This window comes from Bordetella pseudohinzii, assembly GCF_000657795.2.
GTDB classification, from domain to species: Bacteria; Pseudomonadota; Gammaproteobacteria; order Burkholderiales; family Burkholderiaceae_B; genus Bordetella; species Bordetella pseudohinzii.
This window is the reverse complement of the sequence record NZ_JHEP02000017.1, coordinates 47,631-61,966: the sequence shown is the minus strand read 5'-3', so window position 1 is coordinate 61,966 and position 14,336 is coordinate 47,631. Positions and strand designations below refer to the sequence as shown.

Genomic DNA, 14,336 nt, shown 5'->3' with positions numbered 1-14,336 from the left:
GACAATGGCAGTCCAGCGCGACTTCAAAGGGAATCCATCATGGCCCACCCGCAGAAGCACCCGCAGCCAGCGCGGCCGCTCCAGACCGCGGCGCCCCACGCCGCCCGCCTGCGCCTGGTCGAGCAGGCCGCCGCGCGCCCGGGCACGCCGGCCGAACACCTGGCCCTGGAGGCGGGCCTGCTGGCCCCGAACGCCCGCATCGAACCCAAATACCTCTACGACGCCCTGGGCTCGACGCTGTTCAGCGCGATCACACTGCTGCCGGAGTACTACCCCACGCGATGCGAAGCGGAAATCCTGGCCGCGCACGACCAGGACATCGCCGCGCTTGCCCAGCCCGTGCGCACCCTCATCGACCTGGGCGCGGGCGATTGCGTCAAGGCCGAGAGACTGCTGCCTGCCTTGCGGCCGGCATGCTATATGCCGGTGGACATCTCGGTCGACTATCTCGGGCAGGCCGTCCAGCGCCTCAAGCGCGGCCACCCCGACCTGGACATCGTGCCCATCGAACAGGATTTCAGCGCCGGCCTGACGCTGCCTCCGCGGCTTGCCCAAGACGGCAGGCTGGTGTTCTTTCCCGGCTCCAGCATCGGCAACCTGGACCCGGCGCGCGCGCTGGCCCTGCTGCGCAATCTCGCCAGCCTCGATGCCCAGATCCTGATCGGCGTGGACCGCGTCAAAGCCCGCGACATCCTCGAGCCGGCCTACGACGACGCCCTGCACCTGACCGCGGCCTTCAACCTCAACCTGCTGCGCCACGTCAACCATGTGCTGGGCAGCGATTTCGACGCCCGCGATTGGGAACATCACGCGCGCTACAACGAGGCCGAGCAAAGAGTAGAAATGCATTTGCGCGCCCTGCGCGATGTGCGCGTGGCCTGGCCGGGCGAACGCCGGCATTTCACGCCCGGCGAAACCATCCACACCGAGAACTCCTACAAATACACCATCGATGGTTTCGAAGGCCTGCTGCGTGAAGCCGGCTACCGGAACATCCGGCACTGGTCGGATACGCGCGACTGGTTCACCGTGTTTCATGCCCGCCGCTGACAGGCCAGCCATGACGCCCGCCCGCTATTTCGCCGCCGATGCGCCGGCCTGCGCGCTCACCCATCCCCAGTCCAACGCCCAGCCAGCCGATCTGGCCGCGCGGCTGCTGCAGTTGCGCGCCGTGACCGCCTCCCTGGCCGCGCCCTTGTCCGCCGAAGACTGCCAGGCCCAGTCCATGCCGGATTGCAGCCCGGTCAAATGGCATCTCGCGCACACCACCTGGTTCTTCGAGACCTTTGTGCTGGGCCGCCACGACCCGGGCTACCGGCCGCGCCATCCCGAGTACCGCGTGCTGTTCAATTCCTACTACCAGGCCGTGGGCGAGCGCCACCCGCGCCCGCAGCGCGGCCTGCTCACCCGGCCCAGCCTCAAAGAGGTGATGGACTACCGGCACGACATCGAACAGGCCGTGGCCGCGCTCGTGGCGCGGCGCGGCGATGACGAGGCCCTGCGCGGCATCGTCGAGCTGGGCATGAACCACGAAGAACAGCACCAGGAGCTCATCCTCACCGATCTCAAGCATCTGCTGTCCTGCAACCCCACGCTGCCCGCCTACCAGCCCGCCGCCCCGGTTGCGCTGCCGCCCGGCACGCCGGCCGGCTGGACGCACTACGCGGGAGGCCAGACGCGCATTGGCCACAGTGGCCCGGGCTTTGCCTTTGACAACGAAGCGCCCGCCCATGACGTGCTTCTGCCGCCCTTTCATCTCGCCAATCGGCTGGTCACGCAGCATGAATACCTGGCGTTCATCCAGGACGGCGGCTATCGCCGGCCCGAACTCTGGCTCTCGCAAGGCTGGGACATGGTCTGCGCCTACGGGTGGCGCGCGCCCCTCTACTGGCAGGGCCAGAAAGACGATTGGCAGGTCTTCACCCTCGCGGGCCCGCAGCCCCTGGATCTCCAGGCGCCCGTCTGCCATGTCAGCTATTTCGAGGCCGATGCCTATGCCCGCTGGGCCCGCGTGCGCCTGCCGCGCGAAGCCGAATGGGAACTGGCCGCGCGCCGCCACGCCGGCGCGCGCGCCAACCTGCTCGAAAGCGGCCGCCTCGCCCCCTGCCCGGCCCCGCGCCCGGGCGTGGCGGGCGGCCCCGTGCAATTCATCGGCGACGCCTGGGAATGGACCGCCAGCGCCTACGACGCCTATCCCGGCTTCAAGCCCGCGCCCGGCGCCATCGGCGAATACAACGGCAAATTCATGTGCAATCAATACGTCCTGCGGGGCGGCTCCTGCGTCACCCCCCAGCGCCACATCCGCCCCAGCTACCGCAACTTCTTCCCGCCCGAAGCGCGCTGGCAATTCAGCGGCATCCGCCTGGCACGAGACAGCTGAACGTTTTTTGCCGGCCTTCTTGCAAACGCAAAAATCTTTGTGCTAGAATTTCGTTCTTCGCTGATCACGCGGTTGCTTTTGCGGGATCGACGCGAGATGGCGCATTAGCTCAGCCGGTTAGAGCGACGGAATCATAATCCGCAGGTCCCCTGTTCGAATCAGGGATGCGCCACCAAGGAATTCGAGAGCGCCCACGTAAGTGGGCGCTTTTTTCTTTGGTGCGTTTTGGACGGAATATTAGATAGCGTCCAATATCCAGGGGCATGCCGCTTATTCGGAAATCGCCGCGCAAGACCGGCTTGCCACCGGAACGCCGGCCCCGAGCCAGGACTCAAGCATCCGGCGCACGTCGAAACCCGCTTTGTTTCGAGCAATTTTCCCGGGCGCGCAAAGCCGTCTCAGCAAAGGCGGTTGGCAATCTTTTGCCTACCTGGCGCTCGCATTCTCCGCATCCCATAGGATGCAGGCAATGCTGCGCTACCCCGCAAAGATCGAAACCGATACCGTCGGCTTCGTGGTGACTTTCCGCGACATCCCTGAAGCGCTTTCCGCCGGACAGACCCGCGAGAAAGCCGAAGCCATGGCCGCTGACGCGCTTCTGGTCGCTCTGCATTGCTGCTTCGAAGACCAGCGCCGAGTACCGCCCCCTCGCCGCCGGCCGGCGACGAGGTAATGCTTGCCGTGCCGGCGAGCGCGTCAGGCCGCGCGGTCAAGCCGCGCGGGCGCCCGGGTCCGTTTGAAAGCGTTTAGAGCGGCGTGATCTTGGTCGCCATCGGCCCCTTGGGGCCTTGGCCCGGGACGTAGCTCACGCGCTGTTGTTCGACCAGGCCTTTATGGCCTTCGCCCTGGATTTCCGTGTAGTGCGCGAAGAGATCGGGACCACCGTTCTCGGGCATGATGAAACCAAAGCCCTTCTCGTCACTGAACCATTTAACGATGCCGGTTTGCATGTTATTTCCTTGAATATAGGGACACCTCTCCCTAGCTAGAGAGGCCGATCAAGGAAAGGATGGTGGACAGGCGCCTGGGCGCAGAACCGAACAGGAATCACGATGCTTGACAAGCCATGGACACAGTGGACGCATGGGGCGCACAAGTCAAGCAGTATCGTGTTTCAGCGCCAGGACTGTTTCAATTGAGCGTTAGGGTGCGCCATCAATAGCGCGTATGGTGGGATGGTGATCATCATGATCACATCACACCCAAGGTGATCTCCATGCCATTCCCCACTCGATTCGGGCCCGGCCATACCAAAGACGGCGGGCCCGACCGCGCGCCGCCGCCGCTGTATCCGTCCACGCCCGCGGTTCCTCCCGAACAACTCCCCCTCAAGCCGGGTTCCGACAGCCCTCCCCTGCCGCCATCCGATGCGCCGTCGGCGCAAGACACGCAAACGGCGCCCCCAAAGCAACACGACATCCGCCATCAGCCGTCATACCGCGATATCGACTGATCCCGGCAGGGCCTCGACCGCCCCTGGCGCGCGTGTCGAAGCAAGCGTTCGAATTCTTCACCACGCCTGCCCATCCCCTGGCCGCGCCCACGCGCAAGCCCGGGCACGCAGGCATTCATGCGAGAACACCATGAACACCGGCACAGTCAAATGGTTCAGCCCGAGCAAGGGCTTCGGCTTTATCGCCCCCGATGGCGGGGGCAACGATATTTTTGCCCATGGTTCGGAAGTCGAGTTGCACGACGGCACCAACGTGCTGCGGGACAACCAGCGGGTCAGCTATGAAATCGGCCACAGCCCGCGAGGGGAGCACGCCACGCACATCCGCCTGATAGGCGAGGAAATCGCCCAACGGCAATCTGATGAAACGGATGCCGAGGCCGGCGATACCGAACCGCGGCACGCGCAGGGCGCGCGCTCGTGATGCGCGGCGCGCATAGCGGCCGGCAAATCATCGCCGAGAGCCAGGAAGCCAGGAAGATCGCAACGCTCTGGGCCTATCTGCACGACGTGCCGGTCATCCCCTGCATCCAACTGGCCGAACTCTGGTTCCAGGCCACGCAGCCCGTCGCCCAACGCACCTGGAGCGGACTCGAAACCCATCTGCGCACGAAGATAAAAGACTGAGGGCGCATCTTGAGCAAGCTGAAATCCTTCGTCGCCCGCATCGGGCAGGCCTGCGTGAGGCTGCTCCCGCCGGCGCAACGCCTGCCCGAGCACGGCCAGACCCGCAGGGCAGGCTCGGCGCATCCGGCTATCGCTTCGCCTTGGCACGTTTATCGTCTGTATGCCCGCGGCGAGACGATTCTGGTGCGCACCGAGCAGGGCGAGGTACTGGAACTGGGCCTGATAGAAGGCGCCGAACCGGACCTGCATTATTTGCTGGGCATGCGCGATGACCGGCAAAAGGGCTTCCGCACACGAACGGAGTTGCTCGAAGATATTGCACGGCAGCTTGAAAAAGCCGAACTGCGGCAGTATTTGGCCAGACTGCCGCGATGGCTGGATGCGCCGGGCGCCGACCTGGACCGCGGCATCCATGTCGATATCGCCATCAAGCGGGCGGGCTGAAGCCGACCGGCGCATAATGGCGGCGGACCCGCCTCCGCTTGCAATATCATGCGCAAGATCATCCAGACCTGGGCCAAACGCATCAAACGTGACGGTTTGACGCTCTGGTTCGCCGTCAAGCATCCCGACACGCCCTGGTACGCCAAGGCGGTCGGCCTGTTCGCGGTCGCCTATGCCTTGAGCCCCATCGACCTGATCCCGGACTTCATTCCTATCCTGGGCTATCTGGATGACGCCATCCTGCTGCCTGGCCTGATCTGGCTGGCGGTGCGCCTGCTGCCCAAGGACGTGCTGGCGCAGGCGCGCCAGGAGGCGGATGCCTGGACGCAATCCAAGGCGGGCAGGCTGCGCAGCCGGGCGGGCGCCGTGATGATCGTGCTGCTCTGGGCGGCCATCGCCGCGGCGGCCTGGGCCTGGTTTGTCCGGTCCTGACGTCAGCGGGCGCCGCGCCGCGAGTGGCGCGGATTGGCCGGCAATTTCCGGTCTGATCCAGGCATTGGGCAGGGGCATGGCGCTTCGATAATGGCGCATCTCCAACCCCATGAGGCCAGGCATGTCATCCCTGCCCCAACCCGAAGCGCCGCGCGCCGACGCTTTTCTGCAGTTTCTGGTCAATCTCGTGAACAGCGGCGGCGCCCTGCGCGGCATCGGCGTTACGCTGCAGATGGGAGGCCTCCTGGTGGGCGGCACCATCATCTCGGGCGCCGCCTATTTCGATCGCTTTGCCGACAACTTCGCTGGCGAGGTGGATTCGGCCGCGGACAGGGAGAGCGTGCGGCGCGCCCTGGCCGAACTGGGCGATGTCTTTCGCCAGCCGCAGCCCGTCGACCCCTTGCCCAACTACATTCATTTGGACGGCGCGCTGTTCTTCACCACGGACGGCGAGCCCATCAGCCTGCAGCCGACGCTCTGGCGCGGCCGGCTGGCCGAGGTCGATGGTTTCGTGCTGGGGCAATTGCAGCCGCAATAAACCACGGGGCCTGTCAGTTTTGCGACATCCAGGGATAACCCCGATATAGCCTCACCGTGCTGTCATAATAATTCCAATAATGATTGGTTGATTCCCATATTTTCATTTCAATGCAGACAATTGCGTTATCTTGCGAGCACGGATGAAAACATCGCCCGACGGCATTCGCGTTTTTCATTTTTATTGAAACTTTTGAAATTTTTCCCGCGAAAGCAAGGACTTATATTACTTACTGGCCGGCCGGCAAAACGGGAAAATTTAATATAGGCTTCAAGCATCTATATAAATCCCGCGGCGACTGCGCTACGATTAGCAGCTGCGCTTCTGCTGCCAGCGAGAAATTATTATTTCGAAGCCGGCAAAAACATTCGATGCCCTGGGGAACTCCCCCGCGCCGCCTGTCGCGCGATCCGGTCCTGCCGGCTTGCAGCGGACACCGGCGTCCCCGCCGCAGGCGCGGGGCCCGTTGCGGGCATCACGGGTGGCCGACACCACCAAGCAAGCTCGCCTATCTCTCCCGGGAGTCGTTGATGGATCGTAATCCGCTGGTTCTGCTGGACTTGGCTTGCGCGCCGCGCGCGCGATTACTGGCTCACCGGGCCCGCCGGCGGCTTTGGGTCCGGCACGACGTCATCGCGAAGACCTAGTCTTTCCGCAGCTCCGCCACCTCCCGCGTGGCGCTCTCCCTGGCTCTTCGCCGTGACTCTGAACTTAAGCGCTACCCAGGTGCTTACCTTGGGCAGCCCCGCCATCGCCCTGGTCATCTCGGGAAGCTTCCTGTGCATCTGGAAGTTCCTGGATCGCCGCGCCTATCTCGCCTTGCTGGCAGGCGCCTTCCTGCTCTACGCGGCCGGCGCGGCCATGCAGATCCTGCAATGGCCGCAGGACCGCGACCTGAACGTCACCATCCCCGCGGCGATCTATCTGCTGAGCATCGCCTGCATGACCGAAGGATTGTTGCGGCGCTACGACCAGCATGCGGGCTATCCGCTGGCGCTTGCCTGCCTGGCCATCTGGATGGCCGTGGCGTATTTCTGTTATGTCGCGCCCGATGCGGATGCGCGCAGCTATGTCCTGAATTTCGGCATCGGCGCCATCCTGTGCACCGCCGCCTGGCGTATCCGGCGCGCGCGGCGCGCCAGCCATATCGACAAGACGGTCTATTGGGTGTTTGCGCTGTTCGCGCTGAGTTTCTTTGCCCGCACGCTGCTCACGCTCGCCCTGCCCGCCTATTTCGTGCCGCAAGTCTTCGGCAGCCTGGCGTTCTGGTTCATCCTGCAGCTGACGCTGGTGCTCACCGGGCTGGTGCTGGCCCTGTTGCTGTTCGCGGCCAGCCTGGCCGACATGATCACGCGGCTGCGCGACGATAGAGACCTCGACGGCCTGACCGGCCTGTGGAACCGGCGCGCGCTCGACGAGCGCCTAGAGACCCTGATCGCGCGCGCCAGGCAGCGGCCTTATGCCTTGCTGCTCATCGATATCGACCACTTCAAGTCCATCAATGACCGCTATGGCCATGCGGTGGGCGACCATGTGCTGCGCGTGGTCAGCAGCCTGATCCGCGACTGCGCGGGCGATGACGCGCTGACAGGCCGGGTGGGCGGAGAGGAATTCGCCATTGTCGTGCCGGCCGAGCTGTCCGCGGCCTATCTGCTCGCGCAGCGCCTGAGCCGCGTGCTGGCCGAGACCCGCATCGCCGAACTGGACGAGAACCACGTGATCACCGCCAGCACCGGCCTGACTATGCTACAACCCGGCGATACCGTCTCCCTCTGGATGCGGCGCGCCGACACCCTGCTCTACCAGGCCAAGCGCGACGGCCGCAACCAGGTGGTGCTGCAGTCGGCCGCCGCCTGAGCGCGTCGCGGCCTTTCTTCTTTTACTACGCCCCGTTTTGAAACTCCCTATCGATACGTTCGTGCTGCGCTGGAAGGAAACCTGCGCGCCATACCCAAGCGACATCCTCACCCTGGCCCATGCGCGCGTCGACCAACAGGCGCACGAGCTCGCCGATGCTTTCTACGAAAGCATGCTGGCCGACGAAGCGGCCGCGTATTTTCTTTCCGACCAGCTGGTCCGCCAGAAACTGCACGCCTCCCTGCAAGCCTGGCTGCGCTCGGTGTTCGGCGCCGCGGTGCATCATGACTACGAAGCGGCCGTCGCCTTCCAGCAGCGCGTGGGCCAGGTGCACGCCCGCATCGACATCCCCATCCACCTGGTGATGCAGGGCACGCGCATGCTGATACGCCGCATGCGCGCCACCTTGGCCGACGACCCCGCCGTTGAGCAGACGCTGCGCTGGCCGCTGTCCAGCTATCTGGGCGAAATCATGCTGTTCGCCATCGAGCTCATGTCGCTGGCCTATGCCAGCTCGCATGATCGCAATGCCCGCGCCGAAGAAGGCTATCGCCTGTTGAGCCTGTCCCAGAACATCGGCACCGAGAAAGAGCGCCAGCGCGCGGCCCTGCTGGACTGGGAAAACCAGCTGCTCTTCGGCCTGTCCGTGGGCGACAGCGCCCAAAGCCTGCCGCGCCTGCGCAAGTCGGAATTCGGCCTGTGGTTCACACACAAGGCCGAGCATGCGTTCGAGGGCGCCAAGGAGGCCGAGGCCGCGCGCCTGCGGATCGAGGCGGTGGACCGCCTGCTGGATGCGGCGGATGCGCCGGACCGCATCGGCCTGCTGCACGCCGTGCGCGACGCCACCAGGGCCATCGCCTACCTGCTGGACATCCTGTTCGAAAAGGCCAACCACCTGGAGTCAGGACGGGACACGCTGACCCATCTGCTCAACCGGAAATTCCTGCACGTGGTGATGAGCAAGGAAGTCGCCTATGCGCGCAAGACCGGCTCGCCGCTGGCGGTGCTGATGGTCGACATCGATCACTTCAAGAACGTCAACGACGAGCATGGGCACGATGCCGGCGATTTCGTGCTGCAGCAGGTCGCCACCCTCATTTCGACGTATAGCCGGGGCGGCGACTATGCCTTTCGCCTGGGCGGGGAGGAGTTTCTGGTGGTGCTGGTCGACGCCAATGCCGACCAGGCACGGCATGTGGCGGAAAACCTGCGCCAGCGCCTGGCCGGCAGGACGCTGGCCCTGCCGGACGGCTCACAGCGGCGCGTGACCATGAGCGTAGGCGTGGCCGCCCACGACGGCCATCCCGACTACCAGCGCCTGCTCAAGCGCGCCGATGGCGCGCTCTATGCGGCCAAAGCGCGGGGCCGCAACACCTGCGTGCTGGCCGATTAATTGGTGCTGGCGCGCCAGGCGCCGGAGGGCTGCTGGCAGAACCAGAACGTCCAGTCTTCCTTGCCCGTGCCCTGGGCCACGCGCGCTTCGAGCTGGCGGCAGCGATTGGCCTTGGAGGTCGTGCTCGTCTGGCGCGGCGTCAGGCTCACCTCGATGGCGGGCTGCCGGCGCGTGGCCGTGCTGGTCCAGCGGGTGGTCTGCCCATCCGCCGACTGGTTCAGCGCGGCGGCCACCGCCTCCTGGAACTGAGGGCGGTCGCTCTTGGAGATGTTATTGATGATGGTGTGGTTGAGAAACACGGGCGGAGCCGCCTGGACCGCCGTCATCCCCGCCAATCCCAATATCGACACCGCGACAAAACGCGCAACGCTCATAGTCTTCTCCTGGGGAAATACCCACTGCGCAATATACCAATAGCGCGCCCGGCCTGCCGCCCCCGCTAGGCCGGCGGCGATTCCGGCAGCCAGTCGCGCAATACCGAAGCATGCTCCGGAATACTGCCATAGGCGCGCAGATAATCGGATTGCAGGATGCTCATGCGATAGGCATCGCGATAGCGGCCGTTGGAGAAGAATTCCTCGCGCAGCTCCCCTTCCACCGAAAACCCGCAGGCTTTGTAGATATGCACGGCCGCCAGATTGTCCTTGTCGACCACCAGATAGACTTTATGCAGATTGAGGACCCGGAAGGCGTAGCCGATGGCCACCCGCGTGGCGGCCTTGGCATAGCCATGGCCCTGGAAGCCGGGCGCGATGATGATCTGGAATTCCGCGCGGCGGTGGATATGGTTGATCTCGACCAGTTCGACCAGGCCCACCATCTGGCCAGCCTCGCGCTCGACGATGAAACGCCGCTCGAATTGGTCATGGATATGCCTGTCGTAGAGCGCCATCAGCTCGTCATAGGCCTCGTAGGGCTCTTCGAACCAATAGCGCATGATGGCGTCATTGTTGTTCAGGGCATGCACGAAGTGCAGATCGCCGCGTTCGAGCGGCCGCAGCTGGATGTCGCTGGCAGTGGCTGTCATGCCATTCTCCTTGGGGTCGTCAAGGCCGCCGCAGCAAGGCCGCTCGTTCGAGCGTGCGCACGCCGGCGCGGGCGAACATCTCCATGGCCTGGCGCGCCGTGTCGGGCGCGATGGCCCGGCAGGCGGCGAGGTTGACGATCACGTCCAGGCCCGCGCGGCGCAGCTGCAGCGCCGTGCTCTTGACGCAGTAATCGAGCGCCAGCCCGCCGACGATGACGGCCTGCACGTCCCGGCTCCTGAGAAACTCAAGCACGCCGGTCGAGCGGCGCTCCGCGAGATCATGGTAGCAGGCTCCGTAGGGATGCATATCGGGCTCCACCCCCTTCCAGACGAAAAAATCGTAGTCGGCCGGCCGGGGCAGGCCGTCCAGCAATTCGAAGCCCTTGGTGCCCGGCACGCAGTGCATGTCCCAATGCGTGTCCGCATGCGGCGCGTCCAAGGGCGTGAACATGGGCTTGTCGGCCGTCGCGCGCCAGATGGCGTAGGGGCTGTGCGCGTCCTTGGAGCCCAGGCGCCAGCAGGCAAAGCGCGCCTGGGCATTGAGTTCGGCGACGATTTCATCGCCGCGCGGAACCGGCAGCTCGTCCGGACACAAAGGGGTGAAGCCCTTCTGGGCGTCTACATCGAAAGCCGCCACGCGGCCTGGCAACAACATCCGGCACCCCCGGGGGGCTTGATATCAGGATTCGGCGCGGTCGCGGCCCTGCGGCAGGCTTTCGGCGTCCTTGGCCAGATCGTCGGGATCGGGCGGCGAAAACAGGTCCCAGCAGGCCACGAACAGCGCGGCGATGAGCGGTCCGATGACAAAGCCGTTCAGGCCGAACAAGGCCATGCCGCCCAGCGTCGAAATGAGGATGACGTAGTCCGGCAGCTTGGTGTCCTTGCCCACCAGAATGGGCCGCAGCACATTGTCGACCATGCCGATGACCAGGATGCCGAACAGGATGAGCACCACGCCCTGCCAGATGGCGCCCGTCACGAGGGAATAGACGGCCACCGGCGCCCAGATCAAGCCGGCGCCCACGGCCGGCAACAGGGACAGGAAGCCCATGATGACGCCCCAGAGCAAGGCGCCCTGGATGCCCAGCGCCCAGAAGATGAGGCCGCCCAGCGCCCCCTGCACGGCGGCCACGGCGATATTGCCCTTGACCGTCGCGCGCACGACGGTGGTGAACTTGCGGAACAGGTGCTGTTTGTAAGCCTCGTCCAGCGGCGCGGCGCGGCGCAGCCTGCGCGACAGGCGCGGCCCGTCGCGCAGCAGGAAGAACAGCAGATAGAGCATGACGCCGAAGCTCACCAGGAACTGCGCCGTGTCCTGCCCGATATTGACCAACTGCGTGGCCAGGAATTGGCTCAGTTGCATGGCGCCAGCCGAAAGCTTTTCCTGGATGCTGCCCAGGTCGGCCAGGTCGAAGCGCGCCAGCAGTTCGTGCACCATGGGCGGCATGGCGTCCATGACCTGCTGGAAATAGGCGCCGAAGTTCAGCGAGCCCGAACGGATGCGTTGATAGAGGTTGGCGCCCTCCTGCACCAGCGAGCCGGTGATCACGATCAGCGGAAGGATCACCACCAGCAGCACCAGGCACAGCGACAGCAGCGCGGCCAGATTGTTGCGCGGCGCCAGGCGCCGCGCCAGCTTGCGGTGCAAGGGGGAGAAGATGATGGCCAGGATGGTGCCCCAGAACACCGCGCCATAGAAGGGCCACAGCAGCCAGATGAACGCCAGGGAGACGGCGATCAGCAGCCCGATGAAGGTCCGGCTGTGCAAAAGAGGCGATTGCGTCATGAGTCGTCCTGAATACGGGGCGCGGGCGCCATTGTAGGCGAGGCCGGCCCGCTCGGACACCAGGCCTGGGCGGCGCAAAGCGCGGCCGCCTGCTCCAGGGCGCGCGACTGCGCATTGAGCGCCGCCAGCAGGTCATTGAGGGCATCGCGCACCGAAGGATCGCGCACCTGGGTCAGCGAACCGAAGGTGGCGATCTGGTCTTGGTGCACGGCGGCAAAATCGGCCACCTTCAGCGACAGGGACAGCGGCGCTTCCAGCAGGTCCCACAGCGGGCCGATGGCCGCCTGCCGGCCGATCACCAGGCGCTCGAAGGCCTGGTCGTAGGCCTGTTTGAGATCGGCGGCCTGCAATAGATCGGCGCGCTGGGAAAGGGCCTGCCGATAGGCCTGCTCCAGGTCCTGTTGGTCGCGGTGCAGGCTGGCGCGCAAGGCCTGCAGACGCTCGCGGCGCGCCGACAGGTCTTCCAGGGCATGCACCGGCAGCGCGGCCAGCGCCTGGCGGATCGTCCCGGCCGCGCGCCGCAAGGCCTGCTGGTAATCGCCAATCACCGCGTATTGCCTGGCGTAGTCCCCGAAATGCTCGAGGGTTGCCGCGTCAGGCGCGGCCCCGCCAGCCTCCCGCAGCCAGTGAATGAACGCGGCCCGCTCCTCGGGCTCGTGCTGGGTGCAAGCCTGCAAGCCCAGCGCCAGGCAGGCCGCCAGCACGGCGCGCGGCGCCCCGCCCGGCCGCCGCCGAAACGGAGGGAAAGAAAAAAGGGACAGCAAGTAGACGTCTATCCGGGAAAGAAGATCCCTGAGCTTAGCCCAAGCCGTCCCCCGGCCCGGCGCGGCGGGCATTTTGTTGCCAACGAAGCCTGATGTCACAACAAGGCTTGACAAAACAAAGACTTATCTCTACTATAGATAGATTGACCACGCGCGTTTATGGTTTAGCCATGGCGCGCATGATGTCAGCAGCCCTACCGGGCGACAAACTGACAGGCGGACAATGCTGTCCACGGATCGGCCCTTGCATGATCCCCGTCCGCCCCCACGTCGATGCTGTCTGGTCCCGCCACATCCAATATTTATACAGGCGGCCTTTGCATCGATATCGCCTCCCTCGGCCGGCCATGCCAGCCGCAGCGCAGGCGCTTTCGTTAATCCGCGGTTTGTCCGCCGGCGGCCAGTGTGTGGCCTCCCGCCGGATTATCGCGTACGACCCCCTCGGGAAACTCACGTCCCGCAATCGTTCGTCCACCAAGGACGGATTCCGACGCATCTGATGTGCGCCGGCATAGAAGTACGCTGTCCGGGCGACCGGAGCCGTGTTTCCATAAAAAAAATTGAACGAGGAAAACATATGAATACGCTGTTCAACATTCAAGACCTGGTGCGCCGTCCGGCCCATTCCAAACTGGACGACATGCCCATCAACGTGGGCGACGTGGTGCACCTGAAGCTGGCCGACGGCAAGGCCATCCGCGCCGCCGTCATCTACAACGCGCCCATCAACGGCACGACCACCTATACGACCGAAGTCATCCGTCCCTGCGGCACGAACCGCGGCGAGCGCATCCGCTTTCGCCACGAGCATGTGCATCGCATCGAGCCGGTGGCCCGGCAGCGCAGGCTGTCGGCCTGATCGCTGTCGCCGGGCGTGTTACATTGGCCGCGTCTGAAACCGCCCGCCGCCCGCCCCATGCCCTCCACGCTGCGCATCTGGGACCTGCCGACCCGATTGTTCCACTGGGCCCTCGCGGCCTGCGTGCTGGGCGCCTTCATCACCGTCAAGCTGGGCGGCCTGTACATGGAATGGCATGTGCGCTTCGGGCTGGCGACCCTGGGCCTCATTCTTTTTCGTGTGCTGTGGGGCCTGTTCGGCTCGCGCTATGCGCGCTTCTCGCAATTCCTGCGCGGCCCCCGCGCCGTCGCCGCCTATCTGCGCGGCGGCCTGCGCACCGCGGGCCATAATCCGCTGGGCGCCCTCTCGGTCATCGCCATGCTGCTGGCCTTCGGCTTGCAGGCCGTCAGCGGCCTGTTCGCCAGCGACGACATCATGATCCAGGGTCCGCTCTATGACCGCGTCGACGAAGGCCTGGCCTCCACCCTGACCAGCCTGCACAAGGCCAATGAGTGGGTGCTGATCGCCCTGGTCGGGCTGCACCTGCTGGCCCTGCTGTGGTATGCCGGCGTCAAGCGCCGGCCGCTGCTGCGGGCCATGGTCACGGGCGATGCGCCCGCCGGGGAGCTGCCCGCCGATGCCGCGCCGGCGCGCGATGACCTGGGCATGCGCCTGCGCGCCCTGCTCATCGCCTTGTGCTGCGCCGCCGTGGCGCTCTGGCTGCTCGGCCTGGAGAGCGCGCCCGCCTTCTAGGCCCGGGATGGGCCGCCCCAAAAACGATGACGCCCCTTGCGGGG

General features: G+C 65.3%; 17 protein-coding genes, 1 tRNA gene and 1 pseudogene. 13 read left to right on the top strand and 6 right to left on the bottom strand.

Translation table 11 applies throughout. From position 1 onward, the window contains the following. Positions 1 to 39 precede the first annotated feature (39 nt). The 4 genes from egtD to L540_RS18665 all read left to right on the top strand — a co-directional run bounded on the left by egtD (position 40) and on the right by L540_RS18665 (position 3,053). The gene (gene egtD / locus L540_RS18680; protein ID WP_082149696.1) at positions 40 to 1,050 is read left to right on the top strand and encodes an L-histidine N(alpha)-methyltransferase; all 1,011 of its coding nucleotides are present in this window, start codon (positions 40 to 42) and stop codon (positions 1,048 to 1,050) included. A 10-nt stretch (positions 1,051 to 1,060) separates the two neighbouring features. Then, positions 1,061 to 2,380 (top strand): ergothioneine biosynthesis protein EgtB, encoded by a 1,320-nt coding sequence (gene egtB, locus L540_RS18675; RefSeq protein ID WP_043207662.1) that lies wholly within the window; start codon positions 1,061 to 1,063, stop codon positions 2,378 to 2,380. Between the two features lie 98 nt (positions 2,381 to 2,478). Beyond that, positions 2,479 to 2,555 (top strand) — tRNA-Met (locus tag L540_RS18670). A gap of 294 nt (positions 2,556 to 2,849) precedes the next feature. Further along, the gene (locus L540_RS18665) at positions 2,850 to 3,053 is read left to right on the top strand and encodes a type II toxin-antitoxin system HicB family antitoxin (RefSeq protein WP_053073244.1); all 204 of its coding nucleotides are present in this window, start codon (positions 2,850 to 2,852) and stop codon (positions 3,051 to 3,053) included. 73 nt (positions 3,054 to 3,126) lie between these two features. Here the strand turns inward: L540_RS18665 and L540_RS18660 are convergent, their stop codons facing one another. Beyond that, positions 3,127 to 3,330 carry a cold-shock protein gene (locus L540_RS18660; RefSeq protein ID WP_043207660.1) on the bottom strand — a complete coding sequence of 68 codons (204 nt, stop codon included), beginning with the start codon at positions 3,328 to 3,330 and terminating at the stop codon, positions 3,127 to 3,129. Positions 3,331 to 3,963: 633 nt separating this feature from the next. On the opposite strand from L540_RS18660, the pseudogene L540_RS22020 reads away from it, so the two are divergent. The 7 genes and pseudogenes from L540_RS22020 to L540_RS18625 all read left to right on the top strand — a co-directional run. Continuing rightward, positions 3,964 to 4,158: pseudogene (locus tag L540_RS22020) on the top strand (cold-shock protein); the annotation flags it as partial. A gap of 98 nt (positions 4,159 to 4,256) precedes the next feature. Then, complete coding sequence (locus L540_RS18650) at positions 4,257 to 4,460, top strand: hypothetical protein (RefSeq protein WP_043207658.1); 204 nt, start codon at positions 4,257 to 4,259, stop codon at positions 4,458 to 4,460. 9 nt (positions 4,461 to 4,469) lie between these two features. Next, positions 4,470 to 4,904 (top strand): hypothetical protein, encoded by a 435-nt coding sequence (locus L540_RS18645; protein WP_043207656.1) that lies wholly within the window; start codon positions 4,470 to 4,472, stop codon positions 4,902 to 4,904. A gap of 48 nt (positions 4,905 to 4,952) precedes the next feature. After that, the gene (locus L540_RS18640) at positions 4,953 to 5,336 is read left to right on the top strand and encodes a YkvA family protein (RefSeq protein WP_043207655.1); all 384 of its coding nucleotides are present in this window, start codon (positions 4,953 to 4,955) and stop codon (positions 5,334 to 5,336) included. Positions 5,337 to 5,457: 121 nt separating this feature from the next. Then, positions 5,458 to 5,874 (top strand): gas vesicle protein, encoded by a 417-nt coding sequence (locus tag L540_RS22015; protein ID WP_231584892.1) that lies wholly within the window; start codon positions 5,458 to 5,460, stop codon positions 5,872 to 5,874. A 699-nt stretch (positions 5,875 to 6,573) separates the two neighbouring features. Continuing rightward, positions 6,574 to 7,731: a GGDEF domain-containing protein gene (locus tag L540_RS18630; RefSeq protein ID WP_131726013.1), complete on the top strand. Its 1,158-nt coding sequence runs from the start codon at positions 6,574 to 6,576 to the stop codon at positions 7,729 to 7,731. Positions 7,732 to 7,768: 37 nt separating this feature from the next. Then, positions 7,769 to 9,124 carry a diguanylate cyclase gene (locus tag L540_RS18625; RefSeq protein WP_043207654.1) on the top strand — a complete coding sequence of 452 codons (1,356 nt, stop codon included), beginning with the start codon at positions 7,769 to 7,771 and terminating at the stop codon, positions 9,122 to 9,124. On the opposite strand, the gene L540_RS18620 is transcribed toward L540_RS18625, so the two are convergent. The 5 genes from L540_RS18620 to L540_RS18600 all read right to left on the bottom strand — a co-directional run bounded on the left by L540_RS18620 (position 9,121) and on the right by L540_RS18600 (position 12,701). Continuing rightward, positions 9,121 to 9,498, bottom strand: a complete 378-nt coding sequence (locus tag L540_RS18620) for a hypothetical protein (RefSeq protein ID WP_043207652.1) — start codon at positions 9,496 to 9,498, stop codon at positions 9,121 to 9,123. The genes L540_RS18625 and L540_RS18620 overlap by 4 nt on opposite strands. A gap of 65 nt (positions 9,499 to 9,563) precedes the next feature. Beyond that, positions 9,564 to 10,151 carry a spermidine N1-acetyltransferase gene (speG, locus tag L540_RS18615; protein ID WP_043207650.1) on the bottom strand — a complete coding sequence of 196 codons (588 nt, stop codon included), beginning with the start codon at positions 10,149 to 10,151 and terminating at the stop codon, positions 9,564 to 9,566. Positions 10,152 to 10,170: 19 nt separating this feature from the next. Continuing rightward, positions 10,171 to 10,806 (bottom strand): isochorismatase family protein, encoded by a 636-nt coding sequence (locus L540_RS18610; RefSeq protein ID WP_043207648.1) that lies wholly within the window; start codon positions 10,804 to 10,806, stop codon positions 10,171 to 10,173. Between the two features lie 24 nt (positions 10,807 to 10,830). Then, positions 10,831 to 11,937, bottom strand: a complete 1,107-nt coding sequence (locus L540_RS18605; protein WP_043207646.1) for an AI-2E family transporter — start codon at positions 11,935 to 11,937, stop codon at positions 10,831 to 10,833. Beyond that, positions 11,934 to 12,701, bottom strand: a complete 768-nt coding sequence (locus L540_RS18600) for a DUF3053 family protein (protein WP_048026640.1) — start codon at positions 12,699 to 12,701, stop codon at positions 11,934 to 11,936. The genes L540_RS18605 and L540_RS18600 overlap by 4 nt, the downstream gene beginning before the upstream one ends. A gap of 577 nt (positions 12,702 to 13,278) precedes the next feature. Here L540_RS18600 and L540_RS18595 point away from each other — a divergent pair. Further along, entirely contained in the window at positions 13,279 to 13,560 is a 282-nt protein-coding gene (locus tag L540_RS18595) for a hypothetical protein (protein ID WP_043207644.1), read from the top strand. Between the two features lie 57 nt (positions 13,561 to 13,617). Next, positions 13,618 to 14,292: a cytochrome b/b6 domain-containing protein gene (locus L540_RS18590; protein ID WP_043207642.1), complete on the top strand. Its 675-nt coding sequence runs from the start codon at positions 13,618 to 13,620 to the stop codon at positions 14,290 to 14,292. Positions 14,293 to 14,336: the final 44 nt, after the last annotated feature.